Annotated in this window: 9 protein-coding genes, 2 tRNA genes and 1 pseudogene; 4 read left to right on the plus strand and 8 right to left on the minus strand. The window is 63.3% G+C overall.

Annotated elements, in window-relative coordinates; genetic code table 11:
* Positions 1-966, plus strand: a complete 966-nt coding sequence (locus IVB18_RS27955) for a cation diffusion facilitator family transporter (protein WP_247983634.1) — start codon at positions 1-3, stop codon at positions 964-966.
* 7 nt (positions 967-973) lie between these two features.
* On the opposite strand, the gene IVB18_RS27960 is transcribed toward IVB18_RS27955, so the two are convergent.
* Positions 974-1,834, minus strand: coding sequence for a methyltransferase domain-containing protein (locus tag IVB18_RS27960; RefSeq protein WP_247983635.1), 861 nt, complete (start codon positions 1,832-1,834; stop codon positions 974-976).
* 153 nt (positions 1,835-1,987) lie between these two features.
* On the opposite strand from IVB18_RS27960, the gene IVB18_RS27965 reads away from it, so the two are divergent.
* Positions 1,988-2,350, plus strand: a complete 363-nt coding sequence (locus tag IVB18_RS27965; protein ID WP_247983636.1) for a hypothetical protein — start codon at positions 1,988-1,990, stop codon at positions 2,348-2,350.
* 499 nt (positions 2,351-2,849) lie between these two features.
* A pseudogene (locus IVB18_RS27970) lies at positions 2,850-4,681 on the plus strand (caspase family protein).
* 187 nt (positions 4,682-4,868) lie between these two features.
* Here IVB18_RS27970 and IVB18_RS27975 read toward each other — a convergent pair.
* From IVB18_RS27975 to IVB18_RS28005, 7 genes are all read right to left on the minus strand, one after another.
* Positions 4,869-4,945: transfer RNA gene (locus IVB18_RS27975), tRNA-Val, on the minus strand.
* Between the two features lie 63 nt (positions 4,946-5,008).
* Entirely contained in the window at positions 5,009-5,413 is a 405-nt protein-coding gene (locus tag IVB18_RS27980) for a GFA family protein (RefSeq protein ID WP_247983637.1), read from the minus strand.
* A gap of 81 nt (positions 5,414-5,494) precedes the next feature.
* The gene (gene lon, locus IVB18_RS27985) at positions 5,495-7,918 is read right to left on the minus strand and encodes an endopeptidase La (RefSeq protein WP_247983638.1); all 2,424 of its coding nucleotides are present in this window, start codon (positions 7,916-7,918) and stop codon (positions 5,495-5,497) included.
* Positions 7,919-8,241: 323 nt separating this feature from the next.
* Positions 8,242-9,513 (minus strand): ATP-dependent Clp protease ATP-binding subunit ClpX, encoded by a 1,272-nt coding sequence (gene clpX, locus IVB18_RS27990; RefSeq protein ID WP_247983639.1) that lies wholly within the window; start codon positions 9,511-9,513, stop codon positions 8,242-8,244.
* A 461-nt stretch (positions 9,514-9,974) separates the two neighbouring features.
* Positions 9,975-10,610: an ATP-dependent Clp protease proteolytic subunit gene (locus tag IVB18_RS27995; protein WP_247983640.1), complete on the minus strand. Its 636-nt coding sequence runs from the start codon at positions 10,608-10,610 to the stop codon at positions 9,975-9,977.
* 290 nt (positions 10,611-10,900) lie between these two features.
* Positions 10,901-12,262: a trigger factor gene (gene tig / locus IVB18_RS28000; protein WP_247983641.1), complete on the minus strand. Its 1,362-nt coding sequence runs from the start codon at positions 12,260-12,262 to the stop codon at positions 10,901-10,903.
* Between the two features lie 180 nt (positions 12,263-12,442).
* Positions 12,443-12,527, minus strand: a tRNA-Leu gene (locus tag IVB18_RS28005).
* Between the two features lie 153 nt (positions 12,528-12,680).
* Between IVB18_RS28005 and IVB18_RS28010 the strand changes: the two genes are divergently transcribed.
* Positions 12,681-13,985: a multicopper oxidase domain-containing protein gene (locus IVB18_RS28010; RefSeq protein WP_247983642.1), complete on the plus strand. Its 1,305-nt coding sequence runs from the start codon at positions 12,681-12,683 to the stop codon at positions 13,983-13,985.
* The last annotated feature ends 1 nt before the right edge of the window (position 13,986 follow it).

A 13,986-nucleotide genomic window follows, 5' to 3' on the forward strand; every position in this document is an offset into this window, starting at 1 on the left:
TTGGGCGGGCACGACCATCGGGGTCATCATGACCATGGCGGCGACGCGCATGGTCATGGTCACGACCACAGCCATGGGCATGTCCATGCGCCCGCCAATTTCGGCAAGGCGTTCGCGATCGGCATTTCGCTCAACACCGCGCTGGTCGTGGCGGAAGCGATCTACGGCTATATCGGCAACTCCACCGCGCTGCTCGCGGACGCTGGCCATAACCTCAGCGACGTGCTCGGCCTGGTCGTGGCCTGGGGTGCATCGATCGCGGCAAGGCGGGCGCCGAGCGGCCGCTTCACCTACGGCCTGCGCGCCTCCACCATCCTGGCGGCACTGGCGAACGCAGTGTTCCTGCTGGTCGCAACGGGCGCGATCGGCTGGGAGGCGATCTTGCGGCTGCGCGAACCGGAGCCGGTCGCGGGCGTCACCGTGATGGTGGTCGCCGGCATCGGCATCCTCGTCAACGGCTTCACCGCCCTGCTCTTCGCGCGCGGACGCAAGGACGATATCAACATCGAAGGCGCCTATCTGCACATGGCGGCGGATGCTGCGGTCTCGCTCGGTGTCGTGGTCTCGGCGGCGCTGATCATCTGGACCGGCTGGCTCTGGCTCGATCCCGTCACCAGCCTCATCATCTGCGTCACCATCCTCTGGAGCACGACTAGCCTGCTCCGCGGCTCTATCGACATGTCGATGGCGGCGGCGCCAAAGGGCACTGACCTTGCCGCGATCAGGGCGTTTTTGCTCGCGCGTCCCGGCGTCTCCGCGATCCACGATCTCCACGTCTGGCCGATCTCGACCACCGAGACAGCGCTGACCTGTCATCTGGTCATGCCCGCGGGCACCGCCGGCGACGCGTTCCTGATGGAGACGGCGCAGATGCTGAAGGCGTCGTTCCGGATCGGCCACACCACGCTTCAGGTGGAGACGCATCCCGACACCGGCTGCGCGCTGGCGCCGGATGATGTGGTGTGAGGGACGCCTACGCCGCGTTCGCCGTCACGATCCAGATCGCGCCCTGCAACGCCACCGACTGCCCTTTCAGGTACGGCGCGAGCATCTCGCGGATCGAGGCTTTTGCGGCCTCATAGGTCTCCGGCGGATGGCCCTGTAGCGCGCGGCTGGCGGGGCCGATCTGGAGCGAGCCGTCGACCGCAGCATCGAGACCGCCGCCGATCGCGATGTCCATCGCGAGATTGTGCGGCTCCATCGCCACGTCGACGAAGCCTGAACCTTTCAGGATGCGCGTCACGCGCTCTTCCGAGGCGAAGGCAAACGGGCCCGGCTCCTCCGGTCCGACCGGCGGCATTTTCGGGACGTGTTTGTAGACCGCCATCAGCGGCACCATCATCCAGGGGTTTTCCTTTGGCTCGCGCCAGCAAGCAAACGCCAGCCGTCCCGACGGCTTCAGCGCGCGACGAAGGTTGGTGAAGGACGCGATCGGATCAGCAAAGAACATGACGCCGAAGCGCGAGGCCAGCAGATCAAAACTCGCCGGTTCGAACGGATGGACCGTCGCATCCGCCAGCGCGAACTCGAGCGGCAGGCCTTTCGGCGCCAGCGCACGCGCCTGCGACAACATGGGATCGGAGACGTCGAGCCCGAGCGCAAATCCGCTCGGCGCCACCGCCTTCGCGAACGCGACCGTGGTCGCGCCGGAGCCACAGCCGACGTCGATGACACGCTCACCCGGCTCCGGCTTGGCGTGTTCGATCAGGACGTCCGCGATCGGCCCGAGCAGCGTCTCCTGCACCTTATGGCGATCGGCCCAGCGCTGCCCGCTGGGGCCGTTCCAATAGGCGATCTGGTCGGCATTCTCTTCATGTCCGCTTGGCTGTTCCATCAGGCCCCTCGTTCGAGTTCGTAAACTTGGCCGTGCTTCCGGCGGGACGCGCTCGCATTGCGGCCGCATTGGTTTCACCGAATGGCCCCATAAGAATCAGACGTCAACCAGATTTCGTGGATAGGCTTTTCGGGTTTCTTACCTTGGAAAGGCATGACCATGCGCAGCTTCACGGCATCCGCCATTATCGCAGCCCTCTCCTTCGGGACGCCGACGTTCGTGCAGGCGCAAGGAACATCGTCGCAACCCGGGGCAGAAACGTCGCCCGCTCAATCCAGCGCGGTCATCCGCCAGATCCAGGTTGTCGACGTCAAGGACCTGCAACCAGCAGTTCGCTCGAAGGTGGATGAAATCATCGCACAGACAAGCGATGACGATATTCAATCGCTTCGGAAAACGATTGACGCGAGTCCCCAGGTGGCATCCGCGCTCAAGGCGAAGGGCCTGACCTCGTCGCAGGTCGTTGCCATCAACATCGCAGACGGTGTGCTGACGATGTTCACCAAGACTGCCTGACGACATCCAAGACAGTCTGGCATCTGACGGAGCGCCGTTGTGGGATCAGTTGGCGGTCTCACGATGATCGTGCTGGCGTGCCCGGCCGAAATTTGCAGGTCGACGCCCGCGTCGGACGCAATCGTCCTCTGCAATTTCGATCACAAATCGAGCGACAAACTGCGGCGTGTTTGGCTAGCCACCGAGTTTCTTGGCCCGCGTTGACCCCGGCGCCCTCGCCGCGATCTGGAACTATGAAACAGTATTTACTAACCAGCCGCGTCCGAGGCGGTTACGGTCGGCCCGTCGCGCTTCGAGCAAGCAAGATCGGCAGAATTGCCGATAAATAAAGTTTAACAGCGCCCACATAGGCCACCCCTCCCTTGCAAGCTTCCTTGCGCCATTACCGAATTATATTGGCCCGCCCAGCGCTCTGAAGTGTGTGACGTCAATCACAAAGGGGGCTTTGCGTTAATGCCATGCTGCGAATAGTCTGCTCGAGTTGCGATTTGGGGCTGCAATGGGCGCATTCCGGCTTTTTCTATTCTTGTTTGTTGCAATCGGTATTGGCTGCGGGTCGGCGCGCGCGGAAAAGCGCGTCGCCCTGGTGATCGGCAATTCCGCCTACAAGAGCGCACCCAGGCTGACCAACCCTGTGAACGATGCCACCCTGGTCGGCGGCATGTTCAAGAAGGCCGGGTTCGACATGGTCGACATCAAGCTCGATCTCAATGCCGCCGAAATGCGCAGGGCGCTGCGCGATTTCGGCGGCAAGGCTCGCGAGGCCGAGGTTGCCGTGGTCTACTACGCCGGTCACGGCATCGAACTGGATGGAACGAACTACCTGATCCCCACGGACGCCACGCTCGAGACGGACAGCGATGTCCTCGACGAAACGCTGCCGCTCGATCGTGCCTTGTTCGCCGTCGAGCCGGCCAAGCAGCTCCGGCTCGTCATTCTCGATGCCTGTCGCGACAATCCCTTCGCCAAGACCATGAAGCGGACGATCGCCGCGCGGGGCGTTGGCCGGGGGCTTGCCAAGGTCGAGCCCACGAGCCCGAACACCATGATCGCTTTCGCCGCGAAGGCCGGCTCGACGGCCTCGGACGGCGACTCCAAGAACAGCCCGTTTGCCGCGGCTCTTGTCGAGCGGCTGCCGACGCCGGGGCTCGATCTGCGCAAGGCCTTCGGCTTCGTGCGCGACGATGTCCTCAAGAACACCGGCTACAAGCAGGAGCCCTATGTCTACGGCTCCCTCGGCGGCGATGACGTGTCGCTCGTGCCGGCCAAGCCCGTCGCCGCCGGGCCGCAGGCCAGTCCTCAGGACGCGATCCGCCGGGATTATGAGCTGGCGCTGCAGGCGGGAAATCGGGACGCGTGGGAAGCCTTCCTCCAGGCCTATCCCGACGGGTTCTATGCCGGCCTCGCCCGTGCGCAGCTGAAGAACGTTGCCGCCGAAGAGGCGCGCGCCGCAGCAGCCAAGAACGCCAGGCTGAAGAAGCAAAGGCCCGGCTCGCAGCCGAGCGCGCCGACAAGGTCGAGCAGGAGAAGGCGGCGGCCACAGCCAAGGCGGCGGAGGAGAAGCGTCTTGCTGCCGAGAAGGCCAAGCAGATCGAGGAAGCCAGGGCGGCCGCAGCCGAGCAGCGAAGGAAGGAGGCCGAGGCCGCAGCGGCAAAGGCACTCGCCAACAAGCTCGCCGCGGAGAAGGCGCTGACCGAGAAGTTCGCCAGCGACAAGGCCGCGGCCGAGGCGGCCGCGAAGCAGGCCGCCGAGAAGCAGGCCGCCGCCACTGCGGAGCAAAAGGTCGCGGCGGTGGCGCCCTCTTCGAGTCCGCCGACGATGTCGCCGCAGGAAACGACCAAGCTGGTGCAGTCGGAACTCCGCCGCGTCGGCTGCCTAACAGCTTCGGCGGACGGCGACTGGAACACGTCGTCACAACGCTCGCTGACGCTGTTCAACAAGTACGCCGGAACCAAGTTCGACACCAGGCTCGCGAGCTTCGATGCACTCGATGCGATCAAGGCCAAGCCGGGCCGCGTCTGCCCCATGGTTTGCGATCACGGCTCCAAGGCTGACGGCGATGCATGCGTGAAGATCACCTGCCGTGCGGGTTACCGCGTCAATGACGACAATGAATGCGAGAAGGTGCAGGAGAAGAAGCCGGTTGCGACGCGCGAGGACGCCAGGAAGCGGGATGAGCAGCGAAAGCGAGTCGACACCGCGCCGACGCCGCCGCAGGCAACAGGACAAATGACATGCAACAATGCGGGGTGCCGGCCTGTTCGCAAGGGGTGCCATCTGGAGAAGGTCATGGACAATACCGTGAGCGGCCTGCGAGAAGTCTGTAATTGACGAACTGCGGGCCGAGTTAAGGAGCCAAGCGCAGCCATGGCGAAGGGCCATCAGGGCAATACTGGCGCGGCCGAGATGCCTCCTGACGAACAAGCAAGAAAGCTCTGTGGATGCAAGGTGGCCGATTGTTCGAGGACTGACGATGAACAACGGCTGCACGTCCGGAACTCGCGAAGCGAGCGAAGGCTGGTGGGCGGTCACGGATTCGAACCGCGGACCCTCTCGGTGTAAACGAGATGCTCTAACCAGCTGAGCTAACCGCCCCTCGCCGCCTCTTTAGCCCCAGGCGCCCCAACGGGGCAAGTGTGGAACATCAATCCCTGGACGTCAGTCCTTGGGGCGCCCCGGCAGCCCCGGCACCGCGTCGATCCACACCGCCGCCGACTGGCACCAGATCTGACGGCTCGGCCGCAACGCGTCGCGCTGGCGGATGCTGCCCCAGCGGATGCCCCAATCGTCGACCTGGTCGCCCTCGCCGCTTGTGAACAGCGGGGAACCGCAGTCGCTGCAAAAGTGCTGGAAACGCATGCGGCCGTTGTCGCCGCGTTTGCCGTAGACCTTTGGCGTGCCGCCGGTGAGCCTGACATCGGTCGCCGAACAGACCGCCGTCACCCGGAACGGCGATCCCGTCAGCGTCTGGCAGTCCCGGCAATGGCAGACAGAGACGGCCTCCGGATCGATCTCGGCCTCGTAGGTGATCTGCCCGCAATGGCATTGCCCGTCGATCTGCATGACTTCGCCCTCCCGAGAAGAATTGCTCCCAAAAACAAAAACGGCGCCCGAAGGCGCCGTTTTATCATCTTTCGTTCGATCTCAGTGAGCGGTCAGGCCGCCGGCAGCTTCGTCGCCGTCCGGCTTCACCGTCACTTTGGTGTCCTCTTCCCAGACGATCGGCACCGGCTTCCTGACCAACGCCTTCGCGACGACGTCATCCAGCCGCGAGACCGGAATGATCTCCATGCCGCCCTTGATCGCATCGGAAATCTCCGTGAGATCCTTGGCGTTGTCCTCGGGGATCAGCACCGTCTTGATGCCGCCGCGAGCAGCGGCAAGCAGTTTCTCTTTCAGACCGCCGATCGGCAGCACGCGACCGCGCAGCGTGATCTCGCCGGTCATCGCAACATCATGGCGGACCGGAATGCCGGTCATGACCGAGATGATCGCGGTGGCCATTGCCACGCCCGCGGACGGACCGTCCTTCGGTGTCGCGCCTTCCGGCACGTGCACGTGGATGTCGCGCCGGTCGAACAGCGGCGGCTCGATGCCGTAGACGATCGCCCGCGAGCGGACGTAGGACGCCGCCGCCGAGATCGATTCCTTCATCACGTCACGCAGATTGCCCGTGACCGTCATCTTGCCCTTGCCGGGCATCATGACGCCTTCGATGGTCAGCAGCTCGCCGCCGACATCGGTCCAGGCAAGGCCGGTGACGATGCCTACCTGCGGCTCGCTCTCGATCTCGCCGAAGCGGTACTTCGGCACACCCAGAAGCTCTTCGAGAGTCTTCTCGGTGACCTTGACCGACTTCTTCTTGGAGATCATCAGCTCCTTCACCGCCTTGCGGGCGAGTGTCGAAAGCTCACGCTCCAGATTGCGCACGCCCGCTTCGCGGGTGTAGCGGCGGATCAGAAGCAGCAGCGCGTCGTCGTCGATCGAGAACTCTTTGGAGTCCAGGCCGTGCTTGGACACCGCGGTCGGGATCAGATGCTTGCGCGCGATCTCGACCTTCTCGTTCTCGGTGTAGCCCGCGATCCGGATGATCTCCATGCGGTCCATCAGCGGGCCGGGAATATTGAGCGTATTCGCGGTCGTGATGAACATCACGTTGGAGAGATCGTAGTCGACCTCGAGATAGTGGTCGTTGAAGGTCGCGTTCTGCTCGGGGTCCAGGACCTCGAGCAGCGCCGAAGACGGATCGCCGCGGAAATCGGCGCCCATCTTGTCGATCTCGTCCAACAGGAACAGCGGATTGGACGACTTCGCCTTCCGCATCGACTGGATGATCTTGCCGGGCATCGAGCCGATATAGGTGCGGCGGTGACCGCGGATCTCGGCCTCGTCGCGCACGCCGCCGAGCGAGACGCGCACGAACTCGCGCCCCGTCGCCTTCGCGATCGACTTGCCGAGCGAGGTCTTGCCGACGCCGGGAGGCCCGACGAGGCACAGGATCGGTCCGGTCAGCTTGTTGGCGCGCGACTGCACCGCGAGATACTCGACGATACGGTCCTTGACCTTCTCCAGCCCGTAGTGATCGGCATCCAGAACCGCCTGCGCGGCTTCCAGATCCTTCTTCACCTTGGACTTCTTGTTCCACGGGATCGACAGCAGCCAATCCAGATAGTTGCGCACGACGGTCGCTTCCGCGGACATCGGCGACATCTGGCGCAGCTTCTTCAGCTCGTGCTGCGCCTTCTCGCGCGCTTCCTTGGAGAGCTTGGTCTTGGAGATCTTCTCTTCGAGATCGGCGAGCTCATCGCGACCGTCGTCGTCGCCGAGCTCCTTCTGGATCGCCTTCATCTGCTCGTTGAGATAGTACTCGCGCTGGGTCTTCTCCATCTGGCGCTTGACGCGCGAGCGGATGCGCTTCTCGACCTGGAGCACCGAGATCTCGCTCTCCATCAGGCCGAGCACCTTCTCCAGGCGCTGCGTGACCGACAGCGTCTCCAGGATTTGCTGGCGATCCGCGATCTTGACGGCGAGATGCGAGGCGACCGTGTCGGCGAGCTTGGCGAAATCGGTGATCGCCTGCACGACGCCGACGACCTCGGCAGAGATCTTCTTGTTGAGCTTCACATAGCTCTCGAAGTCGGACACGACCGAGCGCGACAGCGCTTCCGCCTCGACCGACTTCGCATCGGTGTCAGGGAGCGCAACTGCCGTCGCTTCGTAATACTCGGCGCGATCGGTATACTTCTCCACGCGCGCACGCTCGAGCCCTTCGACCAGCACCTTTACGGTACCGTCGGGAAGCTTCAAGAGCTGCAGCACGCTGGCAAGCGTACCGGTCTCGTAGATGGCATCGGGCGCCGGATCATCATCGGACGCATTCTTCTGCGTCGCGAGCATGATCAGGGCGTCGTTCTTCATCACCTCTTCGAGCGCGCGGATCGACTTCTCGCGGCCGACGAAGAGCGGCACGATCATGTGCGGGAAAACGACGATGTCGCGCAGGGGAAGCACGGGATAAGCGTGCGTTTCGCCATGGACGATGGTTGGCCGGGGTTTGGGATTAGTCATGGCCTTTTCCTTTTGCTTTGCCCCCTTGCACGCAGCCCGCCATGCTCATGCGCAACCGCCACAAGGTGCCGAGGTGATCCGCAAAACCGGTCGGTCCGTCGCAGGTTGGACCGGGCTTGCCGGATCGGAACTGAGGCGAATCTTGAAGAGAATTTTCGCTCGCCGCCGACATTAGGTGGCTATCGACCCGGGGGGTGTCAAGTCATTGAAAAACGCGCGCCATCAGGCGCTTACGCACGCGGATAAGCGACGCAACACCGGCTGCGGAGATACATTCCGCAGCCGTGACTTGTCTAGACGATTGGAGCGTTCCAGCGCCGCAATCAGGCGCTGGCGTTCTCGACGGCGCGATCCGACCGATCGGCGTAGATGTAGAGCGGACGGGCCGTGCCTTCCACAACTTCGCGGGAAATCACGACTTCTTCCACACCTTCCAGGCCCGGCAGGTCGAACATGGTCTCGAGCAGGATCGCCTCGAGGATCGAACGCAGCCCGCGCGCGCCGGTCTTGCGCTCGATCGCCCTGCGGGCGACCGCGCCAAGCGCCTCGTCGGCGAAGGTCAGCTCGATGTTCTCCATCTCGAACAGGCGCTGGTACTGCTTCACCAACGCGTTCTTCGGCTCGACGAGGATCTTCTTGAGCGACGTCTCGTCCAGATCCTCCAGTGTCGCCACGACGGGCAGACGGCCGACGAACTCCGGGATCAGGCCGTACTTCAGGAGATCTTCGGGCTCGACGTGACGGAAGATCTCGCCGGTGCGGCGGTCTTCCGGCGCCAGCACCTGAGCGGCGAAACCGATCGAGGTCGAACGTCCGCGCGCCGAGATGATCTTTTCGAGGCCCGAGAACGCACCGCCGCAGATGAACAGGATGTTGGTGGTATCCACCTGCAGGAACTCCTGCTGCGGATGCTTTCGGCCGCCCTGCGGCGGGACCGAGGCCACCGTGCCTTCCATGATCTTCAACAGCGCCTGCTGCACGCCCTCACCCGACACGTCGCGCGTGATCGACGGATTGTCCGACTTGCGGCTGATCTTGTCGATTTCGTCGATATAGACGATGCCGCGCTGCGCGCGCTCGACATTGTAGTCGGCCGACTGCAACAGCTTCAGGATGATGTTCTCGACGTCCTCGCCGACATAGCCGGCTTCGGTCAGCGTCGTCGCATCGGCCATCGTGAACGGCACGTCCAGGATGCGGGCGAGCGTCTGCGCGAGCAGCGTCTTGCCCGAACCGGTCGGACCGATCAGCAGGATGTTCGACTTCGCCAGCTCGACGTCGTTGTGCTTGGTCTGGTGGTTGAGGCGCTTGTAGTGATTGTGCACCGCGACCGACAGGACCTTCTTCGCATGGCTCTGACCGATCACGTAATCGTCCAGCACCTTGCAGATTTCCTTCGGCGTCGGAATCCCGTCGCGCGACTTGACCAGCGAGGATTTGTTTTCCTCGCGGATGATGTCCATGCAGAGCTCGACGCACTCGTCGCAAATGAAGACCGTGGGACCCGCGATCAGTTTACGGACTTCGTGCTGGCTCTTGCCGCAGAACGAGCAATACAGCGTGTTCTTGGAGTCGCTCGTGCCGACCTTACTCATTCATGTCTCCGTCCGCGGTTCGATCCCGTCCGCTCGATCGCTCTATTCCGGCACGACAACCGGCCCAGACCTTCAAATAGAGCAAATTCCGTACCAAAAAAGACCCTACGCGTTACATCCCGTGCGAATCACGGTCACTCGATTCTCCGCGATCATAGCCGATCAATCGTAGCCAACCATGCTGTCACCCGACTATCAAGAATTCGCTAATCGGGGAGCCGCCAGCTACCCGTGACAATACCGTGATTTCACGTCTTGGCACGGGCGAAGTGATCGAAATCACCCCGGCGTTGCTGGATTGCCACGAAAAACAAGCACGAAAGCGGAACTTTCTGCCCGTCGCAAGACGCAGATTGCTTTTTGCGCCCGTGCGAGGTGCGCCGTTAACGTCAACGTCGCCCTGATGATCCCGGAAAATTCCAACAGGTATTCCAAGGATCGATATTGCAGCCCCGGTAGTGTTACGGGGCCTTCGCGCCCGCCGGTTCCTCGGCGCGCTTGTCGATGACCCTGTCGACCAGGCCGAACTCCTTGGCGTCGGAAGCGGTCAGGAACTTGTCGCGTTCCAGCGCGTCCTCGATCGCCTTGTAGGTCTGGCCGGTGTGCTTCACGTAGATCTCGTTGAGCCGCTTCTTCAGGTTCAGGATTTCCTGCGCGTGCAGCATAATGTCGGTGGCCTGGCCCTGGAAACCGCCGGACGGCTGATGCACCATGATGCGGGAGTTCGGCAGCGAGAAGCGCATGTCCTTTTCGCCGGCGGCGAGCAGCAGCGAGCCCATCGAGGCGGCCTGACCCGTGCACAGCGTCGAGACCGGCGGGCGGATGAACTGCATGGTGTCGTAGATCGCAAGGCCCGACGTCACCACGCCGCCCGGCGAGTTGATGTACATCGAGATTTCCTTCTTCGGATTTTCCGCCTCAAGGAACAGGAGCTGCGCGACCACCAGCGTCGACATGCCGTCCTCGACCGGCCCGGTCAGGAAAATGATGCGCTCCTTCAAGAGGCGCGAGAAGATGTCGTAGGCGCGCTCGCCACGGTTGGTCTGCTCGACCACCATGGGCACGAGGTTCATGTAGGTTTCAACCGGATCGCGCATGAGTCACCTAGTTTTTCGGACGCGAACATCGCCAGTTTTGGCCGGATTTGCCGGAAGGCCGATGGACGTCCCGTGATGCAGGAACTTTGGTAGAAGGCTTTTCGATAGAAGACTTGGATACAGCGTGCACCGACAGATATAGCCCAATTCGCGCCAGACAAGTGCGGAGCGAATTAAGGCTTAATCCACGCGGCAGTTGAAGCTGATTCGCGCAAAGAGGCCCAGCCCGCCACCTGGCTAGCTCGACCTGTTACGCCGATCATCCTTAATAGAAGGCTTTCTCAACGCCTTCAGGCTGCGGTCTTTTCCGCTTCGTCGTCCTTGTAGAGATCCTCACGCGAGACCTTCTTCTCGGTCACGTTGGCGAGCTCCAGGATGAAGTCGACCACCTTGTCCTCATAGATCGGTGCACGAAGCTGGGCCAGCGCGTTGGCGTTGTTGCGATAAAAGTCCCAGACTTCCTTCTCGCGGCCGGGCATCTGGCGGGCCCGCTCAATCACGGCGCGGCCGACCTCGTCGTCGGTCACGGTGATCTTGTTCTTCTCGCCGATCTCAGAGAGCACGAGACCGAGCCGCACGCGTCGGTCGGCGATCTTGCGGTATTCCTCCTTGGCGGCATCTTCAGTGGTGTCCTCGTCGGCGAAGGTCTTGCCGGCGGAATCCATCTCGGCCTTGACCGAGTTCCACATCAGATTGAACTCTTCGTCGATCAGCGACGGCGGCGCCTCGAAGCGATGCGCCTCGTCGAGCTGGTCGAGCAGCGCGCGCTTGACGCGCTGGCGCGTCGCGCCCGCGAACTCGGCGACCAGCCGCTCGCGCGCAGCTTCCTTGAGCTTGTCGAGCGATTCCAGGCCGAGCGTCTTGGCGAACTCGTCATCGATCGCGACATCCTGCGGTGCCTCGATCAGCGTCGCGGTGGTCTCGAACTCGGCCGGCTGGCCGGCAAGCTTGTCGTTCATGTAGTTCTTGGGGAACGACACCTTCAGCGTACGCGTCTCATTGGCGCCGATACCGGTGAGCTGCTCCTCGAAACCCGGGATGAAGGTGTTGGAGCCGATCACGACCTGGATGCCCTCGCCGGTGCCGCCCTCGAAGGCTTCGCCGTTGATGGAGCCCTTGAAGCTGATGGTGACGCGATCGCCGGATTCGGCCTTGGCGCCCTCGGCCTTCGCCGCGTAGCCGCGGTTCGAATCGGCGATGCGCTTGATCGCCTCGTCGACATCGGTGTCGGAGACGTCAGCAACCGGCTTCTCCACCTGGAAGGCCTTGAAGTCGGCGAGCGCAATCGCCGGCACCACTTCGATCGCAACCGTATAGGTCAGATCGGTCTTGCCGGAGAGCAGTTCCTCGACCTCGCCCTGCTCGGTCGGCATGGTGATCTTCGGCTCGGTCGCGAGACGGAAGCCGCGCTCGGAGAAGAGCTGCGTGTTGGTGTCGCGGATGGTCTGGTCGATGGTCTCGGCCATCACCGAGCGGCCATACACCTTCTTCAGGTGACCGACCGGCACCTTGCCGGGACGGAAGCCGTTGATGCGGACCTTGTCCTTGAGGTCGACGAGCTTGGCGCCAGCCTTGGCGTCGAGATCAGACGCGGGAACGCTGATCTTGAACTCGTGCTTCAAACCTTCCGAGAGGGTTTCTGTGACCTGCATGGCGTCCAATCTTCTTCTCGTTCGGTCCCAGCGCGTTGCGCGTCGGGACGCTGTCATCAATCGGTCCAGCGCGCGAGGCCAATGCCCCTGCGCCGGTGGGTTCATCGGACCCGGCTCCAGACGGAAAAACATCCGCAAGGAGCAGGCCCTTCAGTAATCCGTGCAAACGCTGAAAGCGCTTGGTGCGGGCGGAGGGACTCGAACCCCCACAACTTTCGTCACTGGAACCTAAATCCAGCGCGTCTACCAGTTCCGCCACGCCCGCGTAAATTTGCATCAAGACCGGCCGCGATGCCGCGGGCGGCGGGCTTATAGCATGTGCCTGCCTGTTCGCAGCAAAAAAATGGCCGTGTAGACGCATGCTTCAAGTAGGCATGCCGGCTGGACTTATCCAGCGCGGCGTGGTCCGCATCGCGCCATGGAAACGCGGATTTTTGCCTCCACCCGACGTGAGGTTCTGGCCGGCCTGGGAGCCTCGGTCGTGGGCGTGCTTGGCGGCGGCGCAGTCCCGCCCGTGACCGCCCAGGTCGCCCTCCAAGCCCGCCTCGCGAGCCTGGCTCTGAGGCCGGCTCAGCCGGCTACACCAATCTGGGAGCTGGCCGCCGTAAGCCATATCGGGAACGTCCGTCTCAAGCGTGGCGACCGCTGCGAGGTGGTATTTCGGAACGACCTGCCTGTACCGCTTGCGCCAGTCTGGTACGGCCTTAATGGCGCGACTGCGGCCGACCCGCTGCGGGGGCGCGCGCCCACCGCGCCGGATGCGACCGAAACATCAATTATTTCAATACCAAACGCAGGAACCTTGCTGGCTGACTTTCGTCTGTTCGAGGATGGCCTGAAAGCGCCCGGCCGCCCGCTTCCGATCATCGCCGAGGAGACGAGCCGCGCGGCCGTTGACCGTGACGAGGTGCTGTTGATCGAGGAATGGCGCCTGCGGCCGGATGGGACCGCACTTCCCCCGGGCCGCGACCCGAAGGACACGCAGCCATTCTATACCCTCAACGGGCGGACTTCATTCGAACTCTCAGCCGCAGCCAACGAGCGGCTCCGGCTGCGCTTTATCAACGGCTCCCAACGCACTGTCCTGGCGATCAAATTGGAGAACCACGACGTCCGCGTGATGGCCATGGACGGACAGCCGGCCGAGCCGTTCCCGGCTCGCAGCGGCGCTGTGGTGCTGGCCCCCGGCGCGCGTGTCGACGTATTTGTGGATACGGCCACGTCGGCCCCGTTCCTGCTGCACGACGGCAAGGAGGCGCACCAGGTCGGGAGCCTCACGATCTCTGGCAGACTGGAGCGGCGCGTCCCGCTGTTTGATCCACAGCCACTTCCGTCGAACGGCCTCCCCGACCAGCTCGATCTGAAAGGCGCCCTGCGGTTCGATGTCGCGCTCAGCGCACCCGACGCCGGTTGGATACGGCCTGCAAGCTTCTCCACCTCGTCCGCCCCAGCCTTCCGCGCCAAGGCCGGCCGCACCGTCGTGCTGGCACTCAAGAACCCCGCGCCGGTCACCACCGTATTCCACCTGCACGGCCACCACTTCCGGCTGCTGGACCGCCTTGACGATGGCTGGAAGCCCTACTGGCTCGACACGCTCGCGATCGAGCCCGGCCAGACCCAACGCATCGCGTTCGCCGCAACCTCACCCGGACGATGGCTCATCGAATCCGTTGTGACCGACTGGGCCGCACCGCGGCTGGTGCGCTGGTACGCGGTGGAGTGAG

The organism is Bradyrhizobium sp. 186, assembly GCF_023101685.1.
Classification (GTDB): Bacteria; Pseudomonadota; Alphaproteobacteria; order Rhizobiales; family Xanthobacteraceae; genus Bradyrhizobium.